Raw genomic sequence first — 25518 nt, forward strand, 5'->3', positions numbered from 1 at the left:
CCGCGTAGACCGTGCCTATGGAGCGCTCGCGCCGGTAGTCGCGCATGTCCTCGTCCACGCGGTCGGCCGTGCGGCGCAGTGCCAGCTCGCGCAGCGCCAGCAGGTTGCCGCGCCTGAAGAAGTTGCGCGAGGCCCGCTCGGCCTGCTCCATCATGTAGACCTTGCCGTCCTTCAAGCGGCGCAGCAGCTCGTCGGGCGAGATGTCGACGACGATGACCTCGTCGGCATCGTCGAAGATCTGGTCGGGCACGGTCTCGCGCACCGTGATGCCGACGATGCCGCCCACCACGTCGTTCAGGCTTTCCAGGTGCTGCACGTTGATCGTGGTCCAGACATCGATGCCTGCGTCCAGCAGCTCCTGCACGTCCTGCCAGCGCTTGGGATGGCGTGAGCCTGGCGCATTGCTGTGCGCCAGTTCATCGAGCAGCAGCACGCGCGGACGCCGCGCGAGCGCCGCATCCAGGTCGAACTCGCGCAGCGTCCGTCCCTGGTGCGGCAGCTCGCGCAGCGGCAGTTGCTCCAGGCCATGCAGCTGCTGCGCCGTTTCCTTGCGGCCATGGGTTTCCACGAGTCCCACCAGAACCTCGCGGCCCCCCTGGCGTTCGCGCTGGGCGGCGGCCAGCATGGCGTAGGTCTTGCCCACGCCTGCATTCGATCCGAAGTAGATGCGCAGCTTGCCCCGCCCCTCCTGCGCCCGCTCATGGCGCAGGCGCGCGACCAGGGCGTCGGGATCGGGACGCGGCAGACCGGGCGGCGCCGGCTCGGCAGAGGACGAAATGGGCATGGTTCTCAGCCTAGCACCAGAGCGTGCTCCCACACTAGAACGCCGCCGACAGCGACAGCACCCAGCCGCTGCGGCCCAGGCTTTGCATCTGGCCTGCCGCATTGGCCGCGCGGTAGTAGCGCGTGTCGGCCGAGGTGCCGGCCCAGGCCAGCGTGGCCGTCCATGGCCCCCAGCTGCGGGCCAGCGAGACGCGCCAGTCGGCGTACGACAGTTCGCTGTAGTTGCGCACCTGCGTGTGGCCGGCATGCAGGCCCAGCACCGCCCAGTCGCCCAGCGGATGCTGGTAGTTCAGGTCCAGATAGCTGCTGCCGCGTGAGCTGCCGCTGCCGGGAAGTGCCTCGGCAAAGGCCGTGGCCGCCGTGCTGTCGCGCAGGCCGAAGTAAGGCGTCAGCGCCAGCGACCATTTGGCGCTGAAGCCGCCGTGGGTGACGCCCAGATAGGCCTCGGTGGTGTCGTAGCGCACGCCGCCGCTGCCATCCCCGCGGGGCACGCGCGCGCCGGGGTAGTTGTAGTGCAGCAGGCCGATGTCGCCCGTCCAGCCCGGCAGCAGCTCGGTGCGCCAGCCGCCGTACAGGTCAAGCTCCAGCGCGCGGCCGTCCAGATAGCTGTGGCGCGACACGCTGGAGCCGGACACGCCCAGGTAGGCGCCACGCGGCAGCGACAGCTCCAGCCCGCCCTGCAGCGCCGGCCCCATCCAGCTTTGCGAGATGCCACGGAAACGGTAGTCGCTGAGCAGCGCCACGCTGCCGGTGAGCGCGTAGGCGGGTGCGGGCGATGGCTGGGCATCGGCACTGGCAGTGTTGACGGGAGAGGTTTCGGCCTGGGCATGGCAGGACGCAGCCGCCAGCGACAGCAGTGCAGCCAGCGAGGCACGGGGGAAGAAGCGGGGGACGGCACAAGCGGCCGTCATGGAAGAAACGGATTTCATCTTGGTTTTTGTACAGAGAAAGCAAGGCGGTGCCTGCCCGGACGGGCAGGCTTGCCGCCAAAGATCAGGCCAGACCGAAAGCCACCAGCAGCATGTCGATCAGCTTGATGCCGATGAAGGGGACGACCAGGCCCCCCAGCCCGTAGACCAGCAGGTTGCGCCGCAGCAGGGCCGAGGCGCCGATGGCGTGGTAGGGCACGCCACGCAAGGCCAGCGGTATCAGGACGATGATGATCAGCGCGTTGAAGATCACGGCGCTCAGGATGGCCGAGCCCGGGCTGGCCAGTCCCATGACATTGAGCGCCGACAGCTGCGGATACGTGCCCACGAAGGCGGCCGGGATGATGGCGAAGTACTTGGCCACGTCGTTGGCCACGCTGAAGGTGGTCAGCGCACCGCGCGTCATCAGCATCTGCTTGCCGGTCTCCACGACCTCGATGAGCTTGGTCGGGTTGCTGTCCAGGTCCACCATGTTGCCGGCTTCCTTGGCCGCCTGGGTGCCGCTGTTCATGGCCACGGCCACGTCGGCCTGGGCCAGTGCGGGTGCGTCATTGGTGCCGTCGCCGGTCATGGCCACCAGCCGGCCGGCGGCCTGGTGTTCGCGGATCAGGCGCAGCTTGTCCTCGGGCGTGGCTTCGGCAAGGTAGTCGTCCACGCCGGCCTCGGCCGCAATGGCGGCGGCCGTGAGCGGATTGTCGCCCGTGATCATCACGGTCTTGATGCCCATGCGGCGCAGCTCGGCAAAGCGTTCGCGTATGCCGTGCTTGACCACGTCCTTGAGCTCGATCACGCCCAGCACGCGGGCGCCATCGGCCACCACCAGCGGCGTGCTGCCGCGCCGCGAGACATCCTCCACCACCTTGAGCATGGCGGGCGGGAACTTGCCGCCCATGGCTTCGACGTGGCGGCGCACGGCGTCGGCCGCGCCCTTGCGCAGGCTGCGCGTGCCGCCGTCGGGCTGCGGCATGTCCACGCCGCTCATGCGCGTCTGGGCCGTGAAGGGAACGAAGACGGCATGCAGGGTTGCCAGGTCACGCTCGCGCAGGCCATGCATTTCCTTGGCCAGCACGACCACGCTGCGGCCCTCGGGTGTCTCGTCGGCCAGTGATGCCAGCTGCGCCGCATCGACCAGCTGCGCGGCCGTCACTCCGGGCGCGGGCAGGAATTCGCTGGCCTGGCGGTTGCCCAGCGTGATGGTGCCGGTCTTGTCCAGCAGCAGCACGTCCACGTCGCCGGCCGCCTCCACGGCGCGGCCCGAAGTGGCGATCACGTTGGCCTGCATCATGCGGCTCATGCCTGCCACGCCAATGGCCGACAGCAGGCCGCCGATGGTGGTCGGGATCAGGCACACCAGCAGGGCGATCAGCACCGTCAGTCCCACGACCTGCCCGCTGCCCGTCAGCTCCACCGCAAAGGCCGAATAGGGCCGCAGCGTGACGATGACCAGCAGGAACAGCAGCGTCAGCCCGACCAGCAAGATGGTCAGCGCCAGTTCGTTGGGCGTCTTGTGGCGGCGGGCCGACTCCACCATGGAGATCATGCGGTCCAGGAAGGACTCGCCGGGGTTCACGGTGATCTGCACCACCAGCCAGTCCGACAGCACGCGCGTGCCGCCGGTGACCGAAGAGAAGTCGCCGCCGGCCTCGCGGATCACGGGGGCCGATTCGCCGGTGATGGCGCTCTCGTCCACCGAGGCCACGCCCTCGATCACCGTGCCGTCCAGCGGTATGGTGTCGCCGGCCTCGACCAGCACCCACATGCCCGAGCGCAGTTCTTCCGCACCCACGGGATGCCAGCGGCTTTGGTAGCTTGCCTGCTCCAGCTTCTTGGCGACCGTGCTGCGCTTCATGCTGCGCAGGCTCGCGGCCTGGGCGCGGCTGCGCCCCTCGGCCAGCGCCTCCGCAAAATTGGCGAACAGCACGGTGAACCACAGCCACAGCGCAATGGCCAGGATGAAGCCCGCAGGCGCCTCGCCCTCGCCCGCCAGGGCCTGGGCCCAGAGCAGGCTGGTGAAGATGGCGCCCAGATAGACCACGAACATCACCGGGTTGCGCCATTGCGCGCTCGGTGCCAGCTTGCGGATGGAGTCACCCAGCGCCTGGCGCACCAGCGAAGGATCGAACAGGGACAAAGCAGTTTTGCGCGACATGGCTTACTCCTTGGCGGCATTGGCTGCCGCAGGCTGCAGCGTCGCGGCCGAGAGATCGTCCAGCGCCAGATTCAACTGCAGCACGTTCACGCGCGGCTCACCCAGCAGGCCCAGAACGCGCGGCTGCATCTGCTGGCGCAGCAGTTCCTGGACCTTGGCCACAGGCAGCTGGCGCTCGCGTGCCACGCGCGGCAGCTGCAGCTCGGCATTGGCCACAGAGATGTGCGGATCCAGGCCGGAGGCCGAGGCCGTCACGGCATCCACAGGCACAGCGGCATCTGCCGCCAGACCATTGAGTTCGCGGTAGGCCGCCACGCGCGCCGCCACGGACTCCTTGAGCGCCGCGTGGGTCGACCCCTGGTTGGTGGCGGCCGACAGCGCGGCGTTGTAGGGCGCGGCCACCGTGGCATCGGCCTTGTCGGGATCCGGCGCCGTGGTGGCGCTGGGCCGACCCTGGAAATAACGGGGCGAAGCGAACTCCTGCCCGATCAGGGCCGAGCCCACGACCGAGCCCTGGCGCGTGATCAGGCTGCCATTGGCGGCCTTGGGAAACGCGGCCTGGGCCACGAGCGTGGTGACCAGCGGATACGCCAGGCCCGTGACCACGGCGACGAACAGCGCCGACCGCAGGCTGGGGCCGAACAGCGAGCGCAGCCCCCCGGCATCGGTCTGGGATGGAACCTGCGCATCGGTGCGCAGCACCGGCAACGGGCCGGAAGTGTGTGTTTGAACTTGCATTTCGGAAACCTCCGCCGCGCTGCTGTGTCAGGCACAGCAGGCGGCCAGAAAAAAACGGGCTCAGGGGTGCTCAGGGATAGACCTGTCCTGACAGCATCTGCAGTTGCTCGACCACAGGGCCCAGGGCCAGCGAAGGCAGGAAGGTCAGTCCACCGACCACCACCACCACGAAGACCAGCAAGCCCATGAACAGCGGCGTGGCCGTCGGGAAGGTGCCCGGCCCCGCAGGCACGGTGGGCTTGGCCGCCAGGCTGCCGGCCAGGGCCAGCATGGGCAGCAGTGTCAGATAGCGGCCAGCCAGCATGGCCAGGCCGATGGTGGTGTTGAAGAACGGCGTGTTCGCATTCAGGCCCGCAAAGGCCGAACCGTTGTTGGCCGTGCCCGAGGCATAGGCATAGAGCACCTCCGAGAAGCCGTGCGGCCCCCGGTTGGTCAGACTGGCCATGGTGTCGGGCCAGACCGCAGCCAACGCCGTGAAGCCCAGGATGGAGATCGGGTGCGCCATCACGGCCAGCATCACCAGCTTGATCTCGCGCGCCTCGATCTTCTTGCCCAGGAACTCGGGCGTGCGGCCGATCATCATGCCGGCCAGGAAGACCGTGAGGATGGCGTACTGCAGCAGGTTGATCAGGCCCACGCCGTCGCCGCCGAACACACAGTTGAGCATCATCTGCGCCAGCGGCACCAGCCCGCCCAGGGGCGTCAGCGAGTCATGCATGGCATTGACCGAGCCCGTGGTCGCGGCCGTGGTCGTGGTCACGAACAGCGCCGTATCGGCGATGCCGAAGCGCAGCTCCTTGCCCTCCATGTTGCCGCCCGGCTGGGTGGCGCTGATCTGCTGGTCGGCACCTGCGGCCGTGAGCAGCGGATTGCCGGCCTGCTCAGCCGTGAACACCAGCGCCAGAAAGCCCACGAACATCACCAGGCAGGCGCCGAACAGCACCCAGCCCTGGCGACGGCGCAGCAGCATGGAGCCGAGCGCATAGGTCAGCGCCGACGGGATCAGCAGCATGCCCAGGATGTGGAATGCGTTGGTCAGCGGCGTGGGGTTCTCGAACGGATGGGCAGCATTCATGCCGAAGAAGCCGCCACCGTTGGTGCCGATGTGCTTGATGCTCTCCAGGCTGGCCACGGGGCCGAGAAGAATCTGCTGGCGAGCGCCCTCCAGCGTCGTCGCCCAGACCTGGCCATCCAGCGTCTGAGGCACACCCTGCCACACATAGACCAGGGCCACCACAAAGCTCAGCGGCAGCATCACGCGCCAGAGCATGCGCACATAGTCCACCCAGTAGTTGCCCAGGTCCGAGGCACTGGAGCGCGCCAGGCCGCGGATGACACCCGCCGCGGCGACCACGCCCGTGGTCGCGCCAGCGAACATCATGAAGGTGATGGCCACCATCTGCGTGGCGTTGGACAGGCTGCTCTCGCCCGAATACGCCTGCCAGTTGGTATTGGTCACAAAGGACACGGCCGTGTTGAAGGCCAGGTCCGGTGTCTGCGCCGCATTGCTCAGCGCATTGAGCGGCATCCAGCCCTGCAGGCGCAGCAGCGCATAGCCCAGCAGCAGCATGGCGCCGTTGGACAGCAGCAGCGCCAGCCCGTAGCGCTGCCAGCCCATGCGCTCGGCCGGGTTCACGCCCAGGGCGCGAAAGCTCAGCCGCTCGATCCAGGCATGGTGCTCACTCGTGAAGCAGCGTGCCAGCCACTGCCCCATGGGCACGGCCAGCGCCGTCATCAGCAGCAGCACCAGTGCATATTCCATCCAGGTCAACCACATGGAGGTCTCCTTTCAGGCAGTCAAATCCGGCCCAGCGCCGCCACGAAGGCCAGCAGGCCCCCGAAGCAGCCCAGGCTCAGGGCGATAAAGATCAGGTCTTGCATCTGCGCCACCTCAGAACTGTTCGGGCCGCAGCAATGCGTATCCGAGGTAGACAAACACAGCCAGGGCGCCCAGGGCGCCCAGCCATCCGGTGATTTCGGTCAAGGTCATAGGGATTTCTCCCGCATCGGCGCCGCATGGCGGCACCTGTTGTTGCGATGGGGAAAACTCTAGGGCCGGGGCTGTCAAAAGCGGATTGAGATTGCGACGTGCCGTATCAAGACGGCATCAAGAAACCAGGGACACGACTTACATCCCTGTTCGCCGATATTCCCGGTGCGAAAGTAGAATGGCGGCCATTTGCGGCCTCGCTTGGCTCCATGCCCCAATGGCCGCCCGCGACAGACATTACGTCTCCCTTTCCTGGCAGGCACCGCCCTGCCTCTGCGCTTTCAATACTGTGTCATACGCCTCTGAAACCCGGCGCCGCCGGACTTTTGCCATCATTTCCCACCCCGACGCGGGCAAGACCACGCTGACCGAGAAGCTGCTGCTGTTCTCGGGCGCGATCCAGATCGCGGGCGCCGTCAAGGGCCGCAAGGCCAGCCGCCACGCCACCTCCGACTGGATGGAAATCGAAAAGCAGCGCGGCATCTCGGTGGCCAGCTCGGTCATGCAGATGAGCTACCGCGACCATGTGGTCAATCTGCTCGACACCCCGGGCCACAAGGACTTCTCGGAAGACACCTACCGCGTGCTCACGGCCGTGGACTCGGCGCTGATGGTGATCGACGCCGCCAACGGCGTGGAATCGCAGACCCGCCGCCTGATCGAGGTCTGCCGCCAGCGCGACACCCCCATCATCACTTTCGTCAACAAGATGGACCGCGAAGTGCGCGATCCGCTGGACATTCTTGACGAAGTCGAGCGCGAGCTGGGCATGCCCTGCTGCCCCGTCACCTGGCCCGTGGGCCAGGGCAAGCAGTTCGGCGGCATCATCAACCTGCTCACCCAGACCATGACGGTGTTCCAGCCCGGCAGCGAACGCCGCCCCCAGGACTTCGAGGCCATCCCCCTGGCAGAGGCCGACAAGCTGCGCGCGCGCTTCGGGCAGGCCTTTGACGACGCGCTGGAAAGCATGGAACTGGCCCAGGGCGCCTCGGCCCCCTGGAACCACGAGGCCTTCCTGGCCGGCAAGCTCACGCCGGTCTTCTTCGGCTCGGGCGTGAACAACTTCGGTGTCATGGAAGTGCTGGATGCCGTGGTCGACATGTCGCCCCCGCCCGGCCCCCGCAAAAGCTCGCTGCTGGTCAACAAGCAGCCTGTGGAAAAGATCATCCACCCCGAGGACGAAGGCTTCTCCGGCGTGGTCTTCAAGGTCCAGGCCAACATGGATGCCAACCACCGCGACCGCATCGCCTTCGTGCGCGTGGCCTCGGGCAAGTACACGCCCGGCATGAAGATGAAGGTGCAGCGCACCGCCAAGGAACTGCGCCCCACCTCGGTCGTGACCTTCATGAGCCAGCGCCGCGAAGCCGTCGAAGAAGCCTATGCGGGCGACATCATCGGCTTCACCACGCATGGTGGCGTGCAGTTGGGCGACACCATCACCGACGGCGCGAGCCTGCAATTCACGGGCCTGCCCTTCTTCGCCCCTGAAATGTTCATGACCGTGGTGCTCAAGAACCCGCTGCGCACCAAACAGCTGCAGCAGGGCCTGATGCAGCTGGGCGAGGAAGGCGCCATCCAGGTCTTCAAACCCGAAGCCGGCGGCAACATGCTGCTGGGCGCCGTGGGCCAGCTGCAGTTCGAAGTGGTGCAGCACCGCCTGAACACCGAATACGACTGCGACATCCGTCTGGAAGGCTGCCAGTACACGGCCGCCCGCTGGATCACGGCCGACACGCCGGGCGAACTGCGCGAATTCGAGAACGCCTACCCGCTGCGCATGGCGCGCGATGCGGCCGACACGCTGGCCTATCTGTGCACGTCACCCTATGACGTGCGATTGGCGCAGGAGCGGTTTCCGAAGATCCATTTCCATCCGCTGCGCGAGCATGCGGGGTTGGCGTTGCAGCGTGGCTAAGACAGCAATCCCCATGAACTGCATGGCGGCCTACCAGGCCATCAAGCTCCCCTGAAGGCCAGCCCCCGATTCAGGGGCACAGGCCAGTAGCCGGGCAAAGTCCGAATTCGGTTCGAGCAAAAGCCCCGACCTGCGCCCAGAAATTCACGATCTTTGAAGGCAAGGGAAGGGCTTGGTGCAGCAGGATCTCCTGATGCATCGGACCCAAGAGCCTTGCTCGGCAAATCCGTAAAGATTTCTATCGCCCCTCTTTTTTGATGGCAAACCAGTGCAGGCGCCTGTACTCGCCCATCCATGTCAACGAGGCATTGGAACGCAGATCGTTCGCCTGTGCAGCTTCCACAACCACGCGCTGAGCACCTGTCTTGGAGAAGTCAAACCGTTGTGGATGGATATCGACGCGTACATAGTCGACCGATGCTGCAGACGCACGGTAACCTGAGACATTTTCAACACTGGCGTCCGTGTAGAAACCAAGATGCTGATAGCGATTAACCACGGGCCATTCTTTTTCGGGCAACCCCATTCTGGACCACAGCTCCTTGTGCGGGTAGTACAACACACCATTGGAAATTGGAAATCCTGCTGCAGCGAGCATGTGCGGCCCTATGCCGTCGCCATTGAGCAAAATGGTCCTCAAGTGTCTGCCCTCTGAGTTGATGACATAGGGGATACTCCCTTCTGCTAGGCTCACGCTCTTGGGCGCCCGCATCACAGGATTGAAAGTCAGTGTTGCAAGCAGATGCACGGCGATCAACATGGCAACGGCGGCGCCCACTTTGCCCCTCAGCATCCACCAGCACATCATCGTTCCGACAATGACCATGGCCGATGTATAGACCCAACTGCCCTCCGGCATGAAAAACAGTGGTGTGCGATAGAGCATCCATGCAATCACCACTGCGCTGCCGAGAGCAGCCAGTGCCGGCACAAGGCAGCTCGTCCACCAACCGGGCGCTGGCTTATCGGCCAGCACCCCCTTCTCGGCCGCCAATGTAATCAAAACGACGCTCACCAGCCCCATACCCACATCCATGCGGAACGTGGGCATATTTCCCCAAAGTGTGTATTTGGCCAGCCAGATCGGCACGCCGACAAAGCCGTAGATCCAGTAGCAGGCAATGAAGGCCGTGCATGCTGCGACAGCCCAACGCCGCTCTCGCCGCTGCACCAGATGGCTAACGCAAAGCACAAGCAACATCAAGGGCAACAGGAAATAGGAACTGGCGGAAGACTGGTCGGTATGCGCTCCAGAAGCATGTGTCACGATATCCGCGTTGTTGTATCCACGCAGATGCCACAGCCAGTCCAGATCCCCCCCGGGCAGCGCGCCTCGCTTGCCGGGATATTCGGTTGCCCGCATCAATGCAACGGCGTCGTGCGTATCCATCCACCAGCTGCCTAGCAGGGCCGCGGCAACCACCCCCGCCGCCACGGCGCCTAGCACCTGCGGCATGCCCCAATGCAGCCGATCACGATTGTCTAGGCACCAGCCCACACCGACGAACAGCAGCAAACTGCCAACGATGATGAGCCAGGTGGGATACAGCACTAGGAACCAGCACGCCATCAGCCAGCCAAGACCGAGGCCTAGCAATAGCGCATGCCCGCGACGTGTGGTCTGCATCAGCTTGCATGCGAGCACAAAACCCAGTGCCGGGAACATCGTGGCGTACAGGGGCCAGTTGGACCAGGCGGCAGCGTAGGGGGCCACGCAGAAAGCGAACGACAAAGCCAGATTGAGCCCGCGCCTGTCAGGCCGCAGCAGGTTGAGCAGCAGCCAGACCGAAAGCAGGCCACCCCAGAACGGGAGCTGCCATTGCCAGCTCATGGCCTGGCGCAACGGCAGCAGGAAATATCCCCAGGTCGCAGGCTTGGCCAAAGCGGCCCAATTAGCGATCGGAACACCCGTCATGCCGATCACACCCATGTTCTGCCCACTCAAACCGATATTGGTATTCACGACCGGAAACTGCGGCTCATGATTGACCTGAGCCAGCACGTTCGGCATAAGCACGCCCCACTCGTCTCCACGAATGTCGCGCAGGTCGAACAGGCGCGCCTGGCTCCCCTTCGCGCTGAGCAGACTTTGCCCTATCGGGCTCTCCAGAAGCAGATTCATCGAACTGCCGGTAATGCCAGCGGTCACCAGCACGGCGAAGGCACCGACGATCAGCAGGTAACCCGTTCGCTCCTGCGTCCACTGGGACAGACGGCGCGCCAGCCTTGTGCGCTCAAGCCTGCCGAAACGGATGAGCAGCACGACGACCAGCACGATCCCCAGCGCCCACCAATGGCTTTTTTTTATCCTCTTGACGATCAATTCGGGGCTGCCACCCAACGAGCTTTGCAGCAAGAATGTCTGGCCCCCCGGGTAGACGACCTCGAGCCGGATGACATGCACACCGCCAGGAGGCTTCGCAGGTAATGTCACCGTCCAATCGAAGCCCACGCCCACCTGACCACCGGTGTAGGGGCTGTCCGCCGACAGCTCCGGCCTCGCAGTCCACGCCGCATCCTTCGCCTGGAATTCCGTCCCCAAAATGGAAAGCTTCATCGCCGGTGGAGCCGTCCCGTCCTGACCTGCCAGCACCCATCCTGTAAGCGACAGCTTGCTGCTGGGCTCATCGAGCGACCAATGCTCCAACGCACCCGATACTCGTGTCTTCTCCGGAGCCTGGGCGTGCCCCCCCACCGACACAAAGAGAAAAATGAGGGCAAAAAGGAAACGAAACATCAGTATTACGGCAATCTGTGAAGTCAGCACAGGCAACATCCCTCGACTGCGGCGAGGCATCGCCAGAAAGATGGCTAATTTACTCGACTGCGGCAAAGTAGCTCGTGGGAAAAGGCCGCAGTCGATGGCACCTAATGCATGGGCCGGCCAACGCAGTACGGCATTTCCACTAGCTGTACCTCGCGGCCGCCGCGGCCGCCGCGGCCGCCACAGGCCATGCACACTGCACGCGCGCGGCCTGCCGTACCTGCATAATCAGCAACGCCTACCGTACCGGGCGAGCTGGCGACTGCCTGCTCCATCAATCCTCGCACTAGTCTGACATCCGCATCAATGGGACCTCACTCGCAGCCGATCCAGATTTCCGCAGCATTTTGCAACCAGCGCCCTAAGTGCAGCCGAGCCGCAAGGAAAGCTCCTCAGCCATCCCGGCCCGTCATGTTTGCCTTGGCAACACCGGGCAGCACGCCTACCAAGACAACACACCTTCCAACACATGACACCTTTTCTCACCAGTCTAGCTGTTATTTGCGTCCTCGGCATTTCGCTGGGGCAGCTGCTTTTCAAGAAGGCAGCAGCCGCTATTCCGCTTTCCCCCTCTCTGATGGATATTGCCCTCAATGGCTGGCTGCTTGCGGCTTTCGCGCTTTACGGAGTCACCACGCTGGCCTGGGTGTGGATTCTGAGAAGTGCACCTCTGTATCTGGCTTATCCGATTATGGGACTGGCCTTTATAATTGTGCCCAGTCTGGCCTGGCTATTTCTGAACGAGCCAATGCACCCTAAAACTATTATCGGAGGCATCTTCATTGCAACAGGGATAACCATTGCATCCCAAGCACCCAATTAACAAAACAGATCACATGAAAATTTCAGTTGCCATCCCTTGCTACAAAGTCACACAGCATGTCATAGAGGTGATAGAAAAAATACCCGATTGCGTAACAACAATATATGCCGTAGACGATTGTTGCCCTGATGGCAGTGGAAACTGGATTCTGCAGAATTGCAAGGATCCTCGGGTGAGGGTACTTTTCCACACAAAAAACCAAGGCGTGGGAGGAGCGGTAAGCACGGCTTATGGTCAAGCGATCAAGGATGGAATGGATATCGTAGTCAAAATAGATGGCGATGGACAGATGAATCCTAAACTACTTCCACTTTTTGTCACCCCCATCATCCAAGGAAGAGCAGACTACACAAAAGGCAATCGATTTTTCAGGCTTGAATCAGTGCAAACCATGCCAAAAATCCGCATTTTTGGGAATGCTGCACTTTCCTTCATTACCAAAATCAGCTGCGGATACTGGAACATCATGGACCCGTCCAACGGATATACAGCCATCCACACGAGCGTCTTACGAGAACTACCCATCAGCAAGCTGGAAAAACGCTACTTCTTCGAGACCGACATGCTCTTTCGGCTGAACACCATCCGTGCTGTCGTCAAAGATATACCCATGGACGCAGTCTATGCAGATGAGGAGTCCAATCTCAAGATAAACAAGATCCTCCCGGAATTCCTGAAAAAGCATGCCATCCGCATAGGAAAACGCTATTTCTACAATTATTTTCTAAGAGATTTCAACGCCGGAACCATATATAGCATCTTTGGCGTTCTTTTTTTATCCTTCGGAATAATTTTCGGAGGAATTCATTGGATCAGCAGTTTATTGGACAATCTCCCGGCAAGCAGCGGAACAGTTATGCTCGCTGCCTTGCCTGTCATCATTGGAATCCAGTTCCTCATCGCCTTTCTGCACCACGATATTAGCAGCACCCCTCAGGAGCCGCTTAGCGGGCTGCTAATGGACGCATGCATACTCAAAGACTTCAGAAAAGATAGATTATCCTCTTGAGGAACCCCAATGTTAAAAAACGTGCAGACTTTGCGATTCTTTGCCGCATTCTGGGTGGTACTCCACCACATGAGTCCACCCGTGACGCCATTCACACTGACAATATTGCCAGAAGCGGTCACTCGACTGGGTTTTGCTGGGGTTGATTTATTCTTCGTAATCAGCGGACTGATAATGGCTGAAACCACGAGGAATCTAAAACCTGGATGGCATTCATTCGCACGTTTTTTAACGCAGCGATTTGGCCGAATCTACATTGGCTGGTGGCCATTTTTCTTTGTTTACCTCATCGCTGCATGGCATTTCCAAAATATCAAGCCTCAGACAAGCCTGTTGGGATCTTTCTTCCTGTGGCCTCAGGATTTAATGCTCTACCTTCTCCCCATTACTTGGACGCTGAGTTTTGAGTTGTATTTCTATGTCGTCGTTGCCTTGATTGTCCTCTGGCAAAGACGCTATGCGGCAAAGATCCTAGGGATCTGTGGCCTTGGCATCATCATTTTCAATGTCTGGCTGTACAAGAACGGGATGTACCTCCCTCAAAATGAAGGGAAGGCCAAGGCGAGCCTGCTGATTCCCTTCTACGCATCTCCGCTTGTCGTGGAGTTCATCGCAGGCTTTCTGCTATCGGAATTCGTCCGTCGACGGCCACAGCAATATATCTCTATCTGGGCGACTGCTGCCATTGCCTTTCTAGCTGCCGCATACTTCTATCAAATTCATGGGAATTTGAACGCCAGCGGGATGGCCGGATTTTTCCACGCCGGAGAAAGAGCCGTTCTTTTCGGCGGGTTCTCCTGCTGTCTTGTGGCCTGCGCCATGGAGTTTGAGCGAAAAAACATCACCCCGTGGAAATTGCTGCAATCCCTGGGAGATGCCTCATACAGCATATATCTCAGCCATATCATGGTGCTCGTTGCGATGAGCATCATCTATTTCAAATCACCCGTGCGAATTCCCAATACCATCTGGGCTCTTGCAAGCATATTAGCCACACTGGTATTTTCCTGGCTTTGCTACCGCCTCGTTGAATATCCGCTCTATCAGATATTCAAGAAAAAAGTCTCCACCTGGTTCGGATTCTCCTCGCGCAAAGGCGCTTGACAGCAGGAACTTCCTCTTTTATCGAATCTCCAACTCGCGACAGTAGTTCTCCCCAGATACTCCCCTACAAGCTGGAAAAATATAATCCAGAAAATCATGAATGAGGCCAGGGGCATCTTTTAAGAGCCCCTGCTTTTTATCATAACCCAAGCCTCTGCAATTCCTGCGTCTTCCCAAATGACCCCAACCCGTATTTCACCAAAATCATTCCATCTTTCCGCGCTGAACTTGGTGGGACTGGTGATGTTTGCCACGGCCAATTTTTCACAGGCAGGAACTGCTGCAAGGCCATCCGATCAGCCCTTGATTATCGCGCCCACCGTCGAGGGCATATATTTGTGCGATGAGGCCGTTGCAGACAAGAAGATCCGGACCCTCAAAGAGGCCTATGCGTTCTGCCGCAAAAGCGGCATGGATGGTGCCACGGCTGTCACGCGTCTCCTCGATACACTGGAACCGGGCGGCCCCAAAGGCTCTGTTCAAATTGGCTACACGGCAACCCTGCAACTGCTCGACCTATATCACCGCACGGGAAAGGGCTGGGAAATTGACGACTCCAAGGTTGACAGTTTCCTGAACGTCATCCGAAAGATTCCACGCCCCGTCGTTGTTTATCTTGCGGCCGACCATTTCGATTCATTAGGGCCCATCGTAGAGGACCTGCGCAAGACTCCCAAGAATCTGATGCAGTTGCGTGATGGCAAGCCGTTGCAGTTGGACTACTTCGGCTACAGCATCCTGCCCTATACACTTGCGACAAATCCGGAAATTCCTGTCAACCACTATCGCTTCAAGGCACTTGAGCATGTGGCAAAAAAAATCCAGGAACTGCCTCTGCCCGTGCAAAATCGCATCGTGGCCTATACGTTGGCCGGTGAACTTCACCATATGTTTCCAGACTTCGAGAATGGAATGGGCGCCTATAGGGACATCCGTGTGACGGACTACAGCCCGGAATCGATAGAAGGCTTCCGACAATGGCTCCGCACACACTACAGGGACATTCAACGATTCAAGGCGCAGACCGGCTTGGACTACGCGTCCTTCGATGTCATCCCAGCCCCCTCCAAGGATATTCGGAAAGAGAAACTCGGCTCCTTCGGCGAGCACTACGACGCATATGCCGACGGTACCCTGCCTGTTGCAGGATGGCTCTGGGATCCCGCACAGATCGTGGATAAAATCAACCTTTATGTGGATGGCAAGCTTGTCGGACCCATGGCCCGCAGCCTCAATCGCTTGGATGTCTACCGTGCCGTCGATGAAATCACAAACCCCAACACCGGTTTTCGGCGCGACATTGACTTCAGCAAACTGAAGCCCGGTCCTCATGTGGCCCAAGTAGTGGTCCTATCCAAAGGGCGGCGCTACAAAATGGCTGATGTGGATTTCGTGGTGGTGCCACGGGATCAAAGCAGCCCACCACCCGGATTGGAGCCTCGGCGGCTTGGTTGGATGCCAGCCTTTACGGCGCTGGAGCGCAAGGGCGCTCGCTCATGGCTGGACATGCCTCCCCCATTGCAGGACGTCTACTACAACCCTCTGGCACGTGACTGGAACCACTATCGAGAATCCCAAGTCTTCAATTTTTTGAAGACCTTCCATGAGCGCGCCCTCAAGGCGGGCCTGCCCGCAGCCAAGCTGTACTCCCACCAAATCATTCCCGATGTGAACCCCTCGTGGAATCCGCAGCTGTTCGCCTCCACCCAGACCCTGGATGGCAAGGCACCTTGGAAGCAGGGCCTGAACATGTACGGCGGCGCCACAAACAGCGACTGGCTGCGCGGTTTCATGAAGCAGCACCAGATCGGCAGCGGCTACGGCGCGCCCGAGTTCAATCCGCAGCAATGGAAACTTGACGGAACGCACCTGGCCGCGCTGAAGGCCCACTATGACGCAGGCGCCACCTTCATCAGCCCCTACTACTTCTCGGTGATCAACCAGCGCTTCAAGGGCGCGGCCGAACACGGCGTCAACCGCATGGAGCTGTCCCCAGACAACCCCAAGGACGGCTCCGACAAGTTCTACAAGGCCATCGTCGAGTTCGCCAGGCAGTAGGATGGAGCCCTTGCGCGCACGGTCCGTGCGCGCAAGCGCTGCCCTTTTACAAGCCGCCCCGGGCGGCTTTTTGCATTTTGACGACCGTGCCTACAACCCTCCAGCCGCTGTCCCTCTGGACACCTCCCGCATCGCCGCTCGGCATCCTCACCGACATCGACGACACCCTGACCACGGAAGGCGTGGTGCCGGCCCATGTCGTTGATGCCATTGCCCAGCTCAAGCAGTCCGGGCTGCGCGTGGTACCGATCACCGGCCGCCCCGTAGGCTGGAGCGAGCCGTTTGCCCAGGCCTGGCCCGTGGATGCCATCGTGGCCGAGAACGGCGCCGTGGCACTGCGGCGCAATGCGCAGGGCGGGCTGGACAAGCTCTACCAGCAGGACGAGGTCACACGCACTGCCAACTACGCGCGCATGCAGCAGGTGCTGGCCGAGATCGAGGCCACCGTGCCCGGCGCGCTGCGCGCCACCGACTCGGCGGGCCGCGAATGCGACATTGCCGTGGACCATAGCGAATTCACCCAGATGCCCCAGCAGGACATTGACCGCTGCGTGGCCATCATGAAGGCGGCGGGCATGAACGCCACCGTCAGCTCCATCCACATCAACGGCTGGTTTGGCGCGCACAACAAGCTCGAAGGCGCGCGATGGATCCTGCGCACCCTGTTCGACATCGACCTCGACGCCACGCTGGACCGCTGGATCTACATCGGCGACTCCACCAACGACCAGCTGATGTTCGAGCACATGCCCCACAGCCTGGGCGTGGCCAACATCGCGCGCTTCGTGCCCCAGCTCAAGCACCTGCCTCGCCATGTCACGCAGGCCGAGCGCGGCGACGGCTTTGCCGAAATGGCGCAGTATTTGCTGTCCCAGCGCCCCTGATCCACAGGGCCGAGGGCCGGTGCTGCCCTTGCAGGCCTTCGCCCTCGACCACCCCTCCTGATCTGCGGGACCCGCGCCCCCTCCGCAGACACCATCACCCTCAGCACAGGCAACCGCCCGGCGCAGGCGGGCTGCGCACCCTCTTTCCCCCATTCGACAGAGCAAATCTAGGACTATTCCTAGATCCAGGCTCAAAAATCAGAATGCGCCCTATTTCATATAACGGCGGCGCACACCTAGAATCCATCACATACCCAAAGAATAGGTTTTTTCGCCTTTTTCTTTGACATATTCTCTCCTGAACCCCGTCCGCGCCATTGGGCACTGGTGTCTTTGAGCAATTCAATTTCAAACATGCCAGAGAAACAAACCTCGCCCAACCCTCGCCAACGCTCCCTCATCCGAACAATTTCTCCATGTCAGCGCCACCACCTATTCCAGCATGATCGCAACCCCTGCAAATCATTGACCATGCTGACAGTTACCAACCATTGGATTGATGAGGTGAACATGGGACACTGATGATTTATTAACCACTCAACCATTCACACAATCTCCTATTCCATCAGCGGATTCATCGCTGCTGGAATTTCATTTATCTCTTCAACTCGAGGGAATACCCATGAAAAAGATCGCATTGCTGACATCGGTCGCCGGCCTGGTCATGATGACCATGAACACCGCTCAAGCAGCAGACGGCACCATCAACTTCACGGGCGAGGTGGTCACCACCACCTGCAAGGTGGACACCACGGTCGCCGGCGCAGCCAAGGACGGCGTGAAGCTGCCCAACGTGGCGAACAACCAGCTGGCCACCGTGGGCGCTACGGTCGGCCGCCAGGCGTTCTCGCTGGAACTCAGTGGCTGCGAACTGGCCTCCAGCGCCACCGCCACGACGCCTGTCTCCAAGGTCGCCGTGTTCTTCGAAGCCGGCCCCAACGTGGATCTGGTCACCGGCATGCTCAAGCCTGCAGCTGCCAGCGGTACTGGTGCGCCCACCGTGGCCTCCGGTGTCCAGATCGCCATCGTGGATCCCAGCAACAACGAGCGTCTGAAGATCGGTTCCGCCCAATCACGCTTTGTGGACATCGACAACAAGGTCGGTGGCACGGGCCGGGCCGTCATGCGTTTCGCCTCCGAATACGTGGCCACCGGCCCCGTGACGGCCGGCCGTACCGACACCTCGGTGACCTACTCGCTGGTCTATCAGTAATCACTGACTTTCAGGCATATCGGCCGCCTTGCGGTGGTCGATATGCCGTGTCTTCTGCTTTCGTGACATGGGCCCGACCCCATTCTTTCGCTCAAAACCCAGAGAGTTCTCCGATGCTGACGATCAAACGTTCATATGGGCTTGCTGCCATCCTGTTGTCCCTTCTTCTTGGAGCGGCGGCACAGGCCAGCGTGACATTGACGGGCACGCGCATCATCTTCCCCAGTGGCGAGAAGGAAGCCACCATCCAGCTCACCAACGAAGGCAGCAAACCTGCCCTGGTGCAGACCTGGCTGGACAAGGGCAACAACCAGGAATCGCCTGAGAACATCGACGTTCCCTTCGTCATCACGCCCACCATCATGCGCATCGAGGCGGGCAAGAGCCAGACGTTGCGCATCATCTATTCGGGCGAAGCACTGCCTGCCGACAAGGAATCCCTGTTCTGGCTCAACGTACTGGACGTCCCGCCCAAGGCGGAAATGGAAGGCGACTCCAACAATCTCCAGTTCGCCTTTCGCACCCGTGTCAAGCTCATGTACCGACCCAGCAACCTGCCCGGCAATGCCCAGGAAGCTCCTGCCCAGCTTCAATGGTCGGTAGACGTTGACGCCAAAAACCAGCCCGTGTTGAAAGCACGCAATCCCAGCGCCTTTGTGGTCAATGTGGCTGGCGTTGAAGTGCAACTCGGCGGCAAATCCTTCGAGGCAGGCGTCGGGCCCGTTCTTCCCGGCCAGGTGGCCACCTTTCCAATCAAGGAACCTGCGGGTGTCAATATGGCTGGCGCGGCAGGTGCCACGGTGATGTTCAGCAGCATAAATGATTGGGGCGCCAGCCTCAACCACGAAGCCAGAATCGGAAATTCCGCCCAATAAACAGGGCAATGCGAGCACAGCCACGCGAATCCCCCGTCCTTTCCGGCCTGATTATCTAATGCCACTGCATTTTTAGCCCGGCCAGCACACCGATACCCAGCGTTAATACCCGGCGAAACGGCATCGGTCTCTTTACCGGGACTGGCACATCGGCCTTGGCCGTTCGCTTTGCATCGGGCGCACAGCATTAGGAGATAAGCAAATGATCAGGCCAGTCTTTCCAGATTCAGAAAAGGGAATCAAAAGCCGGCATACAAGGCAAGGAAAAGGAACAATGCCGGGGCCAGGCCAAGGCCCTGCCGGATATTTCCAACTGAAGCCCGGCCATGCGCTGCTGCTCTCCGTGCTGGTGTGCTGGCAGTCCGAGGCCCAGCAGGGGCAGCAGGTCAAGGAAGTCACGACCTCCACGTCCACCGGCCAGTGGCAGCCCACGCCGGCTGCCGTCGACTTCGACCCCAGCTTTCTGAACACCGGCAAGCAGACCATTGATGTCTCGCGCTACTCGCGCGCCAACGTGGTCACGCCCGGCAACTACAGCCCCGACATCTACATCAACGGCAACTGGGTTGGCCGCCGCGAAGTGCAGTTCAAGGCCCAGTCCGGCTCACAGGACGCGCTGCCCTGCCTGGACAAGGCCCTGCTGGAGAAGGTGGGCATCGACCTCTCACGCCTGCCGCCCGAGGCCGCCTTGAAGCTGGCGGCCGACGGTGGCTGCAACCGTCTGGACCAGATCGTTGCGGGCGCCTTGACCAGTTTCGACTTCGGCAAGCAGCGACTGGACCTGAGCGTGCCCCAGGCCTCGCTACGCCGTTCGGTGCGCGGCTATGTCAGTCCCGACCAATGGAGCGCTGGCGTGCCTGTCGGCCTGCTCGGCTACCAGTTCAACACCTACCACGGGCGCTCCAGCAACGCAGAAAACACCACGCAGAGCTACCTGGGCCTGAACGGCGGCGTCAACATCGACCGCTGGCATTTCCGGCACAACGGCTCCTTCAGCTGGGCGGACACTGGACGGGGCAACTACCAGAACATCTCCACCTACGCACAGCGCGACATTGCCGACTGGTCTTCCCAGCTCATACTGGGCGACACCTACACGGGTGGCGACCTGATGGACTCCACCTCGTTTCGCGGCATACGCTTGAACAGTGATGACCGCATGCTGCCCGACTCCCAGCGCGGCTACGCGCCCGTGGTGCGCGGCGTGGCCAACACCAATGCCCGAGTCACCATCACGCAGAACGGCATCAAGCTCTACGAAACCACGGTGGCGCCCGGCGCCTTCGTCATCAACGACCTCTATCCCACGGGCTACGGTGGTGACCTGCAAGTCAGCATCACCGAGGCCAATGGCGCCGTGCGCAGCTTCTCCGTTCCCTACGCGGCCGTGCCGCTGTCGCTGCGTGAAGGGCAGAACCGATACAGCCTCACTGCGGGCGTGGTGCGCCACCTGCCCAACACCTCGCCCATGTTCTCCCAGGCCACGTGGCAGCACGGCTTCACCAATATGCTGACAGGCTACGGCGGCGTGTCCCTGGCCAAGGGCCATATCTCGCCCATGATTGGCGCAGCGCTCACCACGCCCTGGGGCGCCTTCGGCGCAGACATCACGCACGCCTCCACCAGCATCCCCCACGACGGTTCCTTTTCCGGGCAGAGCCTGCGGGCCAGCTACGCAAAATCCTTTGCCCAGACCGGCACCCACGTGGCCATTGCCGCCTATCGCTACTCCACCAACGGATTCTTCGGCCTCAACGACGCCATGCGCGCACGGGATCAGGCCAATCTGCTACGGCCCTCCACGGACCTGTACCGGCCGCGCAACCGTGCCTCCCTGGTCATGGGCCAGCAGTTCGGGCCTGGGGGAGGCAACCTCAGCCTCACGGCGTCCACTGCCAAGTACTGGAACCGACAGGGCTCCAACGTCGACTACGCCATTGGCTACAGCAACTCGTTCCGCAACATCTCCTACAACCTCTCTGCGGCGCGCCAACGCGATGCCTGGGGACAGTCCAACACGTTCCTGCACGTGGGCCTGTCGATTCCGCTCAGCATGGAGCGCGGCATGATGCTCTCCACCAATACCAACCGCGACTCGCGCGGCCGCGTGCAGGCCCAGGCCAACCTGTCCGGTCTGCTGGGCGACGACAACGCCATCTCCTACGGCCTCAGCGCCAACCACAACACCGGTGGCATGAATGGCAGCAGCACCAGTGCCAGCGCCAACGCCACCTACCGCGCATCGCAGACCGAACTCAGCGGCAGCGTCAGCGCCAGCAGTGGCTACCAGCAGTTCTCGGTAGGCGCGCGTGGCGCCATCGTGGCCCACCCGGGCGGCGTGACGCTGTCGCAATCGGTGTCTGACACCTTTGCCATCGTGGAGGCCAAGAACGCGGAGGGCGCGCGCATCAACAACGCGCCCGGAGTGAAGGTGGACAGCCGGGGCTATGCCGTCGTGCCCTACCTCACACCGTTCTCGATGAACGAGGTCTCCATTGATCCCAAGGGCCTTTCCACCGACGTTGAGCTCAAGGAAACCAGCCAGCACGTCGCGCCGCTGGCCGGTGCCGTGCCGCTGCTGGTCTTCAAGACGGCCTACGGCCGCTCGGCCGTGATCCGCGCGCGGCAGGCCGGCAACATGCCTGTGCCCTTTGGCGCCAGCGTGCTGGACATGGACGGCAAAGAGTTGGGCGTGATCGGCCAGGCCGGCAAGCTGCTGGCGCGCGGGCTATCAGACCAGGGCGAGCTGCAGGTGCAGTGGAAGACCGACACCGGCATGGTGGGCTGCAACCTCTCCTATACCCTGCCTGAAAGAAAGCGCAGCACCACCCACCAGCCGCCGCAAAGCCTGGAACTGCCCTGCGTGGCCAGCAACAAGCTGCTGCCTGCGGCCACCGACGTGGCATCTGCCAAGCCGGGCAAGACCGCGGCAACCTCAACCGCAACCACCAATGCCAAGACAGCCGTGGCAGGCGCCCCGGCCTCCAACGCTGCGTCGGCTGTGGCTCTGGCCGGCATCACCCAGGAACGCATGGCAGCAACGGCACCGGCCACGGCAGTCGCCAGCGCCCCGGCAGTCACTGCGGCGGCAGTGCTGCCCGCTCGTGCCACACAGCCGAGCGGCAGCCAGCAGGCACTGAAGCTGGAGCGCGACCTGGACGGCCTGCGCATGAGCGTCAAGATCAGCGCCTTGCCCACCACGGTGCCAGTCACCAGCAACACGGGCAGAACTCCCGTGGCGGCAGGGCACGACGCAGGCACCGGCAAGCACAAGCCGCCGCAGCAAACCCTGCGGGCTGACCGTCCGCTGGCCATCCTGCAGCCCAGCCTGAAGATCAGGGTCCTGGCATCGGCCGATCAGACATAAGCACCGGAAAGCAGCCCAAATAGGCCCCTGCCAATGCAGGGCCACGTTGATTGCCGGCACCAGCAGGCTTCCATTTCCGACTCCCGCGCCGACTGCAGATACGTTGGTACGGGTAGCCATCGGCATGCAGCTATTTGCCGCCACTGCCCAAACGCTGTTCATCAAGACCCGCAAGATTGACTGCGGGCCTTGTGCCGCAGGGCGGCACAGCCGAGACCTTGCTCTTCTCGCAAAGACCATCGTCCGCTTGTCTGCCGGCATCAGCTGCATCGCAGATCCCCCCAAACCCATAGGCGACAGCCTTCCCACAAGGCTTGGCCCCGCCATTTCTGGACCCGCGCACGCACAGTTCGGATCACCAATTCGTAAGCAACTGAAGACGAGATAGGACTATTCCTAGGGAATCCCAAAAAATCCGCTCAAAAATCAGGAAATTCCTAGAGAGAAAATCGCGAAATTCAGAATTATCCAATTTCATTTCAGCGAGCATGTGTTGACAATAAGCCGATCAGACAAATTGCCAAAAATCAGAATCTGATTCTTCGAAATCTCGTCATCAACGAGAAGAATCCAGCGTCAATTCATATTCCCCAAAAACCTCTTCAGCCATACCCCATTGACGCATAAAAAATATATTACCTGCAACTTTCAGCAGCAGCAACTCTATAGCCGTCGATATCTGGAATCATTCAAAAATATCCAATATCAAATCAGAAATGGAGGTGCATCAAAGAAAAAGTTTCAAACAAGATAATTACTTCAATCCACCATATTCATCAAACTCAATTTCACCAGGCATAAATATGAAATTTTCTGCATTGAAATTTTCGGTTGCGGGCTTGTCCTTGCTTGCACTGAATTCTGTCCATGCGCAATCCACTCAGAGTGGAATCGTCAGATTCACAGGAAATATTTCTCCTGTCACTTGCATCGTCAATCTAGGAAGTCGAGACCAGAAGATCGATTTCGGTATCGTCCCTCCCAATGACCGCGGTTTTACTTCTGGCGGTGGCGCCGTGGGCAACGTTGCTCTTCCCGCCCATCAGAGAACGATCACCATCAGACTGGATGGCTGCTCAACCCCAGGAGCGAACAATCAGCCCACCACTGCCACGGTCCGTTTTGATGGCCCCATCAGGAACGGCCGCATCAATACGAGCAATGCCACGGCCGACATCCAGTTACTGGAGAACAACTCGACAACGGCCATCTGGGATCTGAGCGGCCCGTCCGCGCCTGTCAACCTGCAATCAGGAACCAATACGCTCAACTACATCGCCAGGTACTACGTGGCTTCCGTGCCCCTTGCCTCAGGAGAGGCGAATGCTGAAGCGACTTTCACCATGAACTATCAATAGGCAGTCCACCGCCTCAGAGAAGCGCCGGCCACCTTCTGGTGGCTGGCGCATTCAACCCCAATGCCTGTGGCATTTCTCTCATATACAGAAATTCAGGATCTCCTATGCCGGTGAAAAATCGCCGATCCAGTCTGCTGTCACATTGTTTCGCCATGGCCGCATTGCTTATTTGCGTCCTCCCGGCCAATGCCAGCATAGTCCTCTATGGAACACGGGTCATATTTTCAGGCGACGAGACGGAAGCCACTCTCAAGATTTCCAATGAAGGAAAATTGCCATCGCTGGTGCAGTCATGGCTGGACACGGGCGATGGAGATATGGCGCCCGAGGGCATAGATGTGCCCTTTGTGATCGCGCCGTCGCTCACCCGCCTGGAAGCCTCGGACCAGCAGATGCTGCGCATCATCCATTCCGGCCAGCCCCTACTCCAGGACAGAGAGTCATTGTTCTGGATCAACGTGCTGGACGTGCCGCCCAAGACCGAGAACGCGAAAGGCTCCCAGGGCAGCCTCGCACTGGCCTTTCGCACGCGCATCAAGCTGATCTATCGCCCCAAGGGCCTGCCGGGCGAGCCCAGGGATGCGCCTGAACAGTTGCAGTGGTCCGCAAGCACCACCCAAGACGGACAGGCCGTACTTCATGCCCGCAATCCGACCGCGTATGTCGCCAATCTGGGTCATATCGCCATAGAGGCAGCTGGCCAGAGTTTCAAGATGAATGTAGGACATGTGCTGCCAGGAGAAACGGCAAAGTTTGCATTCCAGAAGCCCGCCGAAAACGAACAACTACCCAAGGAGCTTCCCGCGGACGCAGTCGTGGTCTACACCAGCCTCAACGACTGGGGCGGGGCCGAGGGCCACAGGGTCGAACTTGGGCGCTGACGGTAGCCGAAGCCCTAACGCAGCACCGAAAGCCTCCATGCCGGTCACGCGTGACTGGCCGAGGTAGGCAGCACGGCGCAGCAGGTGCAAAAAAAGGCATGTCCATCGAGAGGGATTGCTATGAAGAAAAAAGCCGATAGGGTACGGAAGCCAGGCTGTTTCCCGTTCAAGGCCAAACCACTACCTGCCTTGCTGCTGGCAGTACTGGCCTGTTGGCAAATGGATATGCGCGCCTCGCAAACAGAGCACACCGCCGGCAGGATGCCGCCCGCACGCGCACAGCACATCGAATTCAACAGCAGCTTTCTGCGAGGAGGCGACGGGATCGATGTCTTGCGTTTTGCAGAGGGTAATTCTGTGGAACCGGGTCTCTACAACCCGGACCTTCTGGTCAACGGCAACTGGATGGCCCGCACCGAGGTGCGGTTCACTCAACGCAGTCGGGGTGCCAGTGCCCAGCCCTGCTTCAACATGTCCCTGCTGGAGCAAATGGACATTGACATGGCGAGCCTGCCGGCGAATGAGGATGTTGTGGATGGAGACCCGGCGTGCCTGCGCATTGAAAAGGTCGTCCCCGGCGCTTCCGCAAGCTTCAACGTAGGTTTGCAACGACTGGATGTGAGCATTCCCCAGATCCTGATGCGGCGCGTGGCAAGCGGCTACGTGAGTCCGGAGCAG

At 61.1% G+C, this 25518-nt stretch carries 18 protein-coding genes and 1 pseudogene; 12 read left to right on the forward strand and 7 right to left on the reverse strand.

Going from position 1 to position 25518, the window contains the following annotated elements:
- The 6 genes and pseudogenes from L995_RS14510 to L995_RS14535 form a co-directional block, all read right to left on the reverse strand.
- Nucleotides 1-784, reverse strand: a pseudogene (locus L995_RS14510) (two-component system sensor histidine kinase KdbD); the annotation flags it as partial.
- Between the two features lie 34 nt (nt 785-818).
- A complete protein-coding gene (locus L995_RS14515; RefSeq protein WP_047472404.1) occupies nt 819-1694 on the reverse strand; it encodes a TorF family putative porin in 876 nt (291 codons plus the stop codon).
- A gap of 82 nt (nt 1695-1776) precedes the next feature.
- The gene (gene kdpB, locus L995_RS14520) at nt 1777-3861 is read right to left on the reverse strand and encodes a potassium-transporting ATPase subunit KdpB (RefSeq protein ID WP_047327914.1); all 2085 of its coding nucleotides are present in this window, start codon (nt 3859-3861) and stop codon (nt 1777-1779) included.
- A 3-nt stretch (nt 3862-3864) separates the two neighbouring features.
- A complete protein-coding gene (kdpC, locus tag L995_RS14525) occupies nt 3865-4599 on the reverse strand; it encodes a potassium-transporting ATPase subunit KdpC (RefSeq protein ID WP_016448468.1) in 735 nt (244 codons plus the stop codon).
- Nucleotides 4600-4669: 70 nt separating this feature from the next.
- Nucleotides 4670-6376, reverse strand: coding sequence for a potassium-transporting ATPase subunit KdpA (kdpA, locus tag L995_RS14530; RefSeq protein ID WP_016448469.1), 1707 nt, complete (start codon nt 6374-6376; stop codon nt 4670-4672).
- A 114-nt stretch (nt 6377-6490) separates the two neighbouring features.
- A complete protein-coding gene (locus L995_RS14535; RefSeq protein ID WP_013800438.1) occupies nt 6491-6589 on the reverse strand; it encodes a potassium-transporting ATPase subunit F in 99 nt (32 codons plus the stop codon).
- A gap of 289 nt (nt 6590-6878) precedes the next feature.
- Here L995_RS14535 and L995_RS14540 point away from each other — a divergent pair, with 289 nt between their 5' ends.
- Complete coding sequence (locus L995_RS14540) at nt 6879-8504, forward strand: peptide chain release factor 3 (RefSeq protein WP_047472405.1); 1626 nt, start codon at nt 6879-6881, stop codon at nt 8502-8504.
- 238 nt (nt 8505-8742) lie between these two features.
- On the opposite strand, the gene L995_RS14545 is transcribed toward L995_RS14540, so the two are convergent.
- Nucleotides 8743-11280 carry a DUF7657 domain-containing protein gene (locus tag L995_RS14545; protein WP_047472406.1) on the reverse strand — a complete coding sequence of 846 codons (2538 nt, stop codon included), beginning with the start codon at nt 11278-11280 and terminating at the stop codon, nt 8743-8745.
- A gap of 457 nt (nt 11281-11737) precedes the next feature.
- Between L995_RS14545 and L995_RS14550 the strand changes: the two genes are divergently transcribed.
- From L995_RS14550 to L995_RS14595, 11 genes are all read left to right on the forward strand, one after another.
- Nucleotides 11738-12091 (forward strand): undecaprenyl phosphate-alpha-L-ara4N flippase subunit ArnE, encoded by a 354-nt coding sequence (locus L995_RS14550; RefSeq protein ID WP_047472407.1) that lies wholly within the window; start codon nt 11738-11740, stop codon nt 12089-12091.
- 13 nt (nt 12092-12104) lie between these two features.
- The gene (locus L995_RS32060) at nt 12105-13100 is read left to right on the forward strand and encodes a glycosyltransferase family 2 protein (protein WP_080649909.1); all 996 of its coding nucleotides are present in this window, start codon (nt 12105-12107) and stop codon (nt 13098-13100) included.
- A 9-nt stretch (nt 13101-13109) separates the two neighbouring features.
- Entirely contained in the window at nt 13110-14204 is a 1095-nt protein-coding gene (locus L995_RS14560) for an acyltransferase family protein (protein WP_016448474.1), read from the forward strand.
- Nucleotides 14205-14447: 243 nt separating this feature from the next.
- Nucleotides 14448-16262 carry a hypothetical protein gene (locus L995_RS14565; protein WP_047472408.1) on the forward strand — a complete coding sequence of 605 codons (1815 nt, stop codon included), beginning with the start codon at nt 14448-14450 and terminating at the stop codon, nt 16260-16262.
- 86 nt (nt 16263-16348) lie between these two features.
- Nucleotides 16349-17146: an HAD-IIB family hydrolase gene (locus L995_RS14570; RefSeq protein WP_047472414.1), complete on the forward strand. Its 798-nt coding sequence runs from the start codon at nt 16349-16351 to the stop codon at nt 17144-17146.
- Between the two features lie 622 nt (nt 17147-17768).
- Nucleotides 17769-18359 (forward strand): fimbrial protein, encoded by a 591-nt coding sequence (locus tag L995_RS14575; protein WP_047472409.1) that lies wholly within the window; start codon nt 17769-17771, stop codon nt 18357-18359.
- 113 nt (nt 18360-18472) lie between these two features.
- A complete protein-coding gene (locus L995_RS14580; protein ID WP_047472410.1) occupies nt 18473-19234 on the forward strand; it encodes a fimbrial biogenesis chaperone in 762 nt (253 codons plus the stop codon).
- Nucleotides 19235-19508: 274 nt separating this feature from the next.
- The gene (locus L995_RS14585; RefSeq protein ID WP_047472411.1) at nt 19509-22601 is read left to right on the forward strand and encodes a fimbria/pilus outer membrane usher protein; all 3093 of its coding nucleotides are present in this window, start codon (nt 19509-19511) and stop codon (nt 22599-22601) included.
- 716 nt (nt 22602-23317) lie between these two features.
- Nucleotides 23318-23959, forward strand: coding sequence for a fimbrial protein (locus L995_RS32065; protein ID WP_082001553.1), 642 nt, complete (start codon nt 23318-23320; stop codon nt 23957-23959).
- A 152-nt stretch (nt 23960-24111) separates the two neighbouring features.
- Nucleotides 24112-24840: a fimbrial biogenesis chaperone gene (locus L995_RS14590; protein ID WP_047472412.1), complete on the forward strand. Its 729-nt coding sequence runs from the start codon at nt 24112-24114 to the stop codon at nt 24838-24840.
- A gap of 120 nt (nt 24841-24960) precedes the next feature.
- Nucleotides 24961-25518 (forward strand): FimD/PapC N-terminal domain-containing protein (locus tag L995_RS14595; RefSeq protein WP_197065148.1); only part of this gene is annotated, 558 nt, incomplete at its 3' end.

The organism is Delftia sp. ZNC0008 (assembly GCF_000799035.1).
Lineage (GTDB): Bacteria > Pseudomonadota > Gammaproteobacteria > Burkholderiales > Burkholderiaceae_C > Comamonas > Comamonas tsuruhatensis.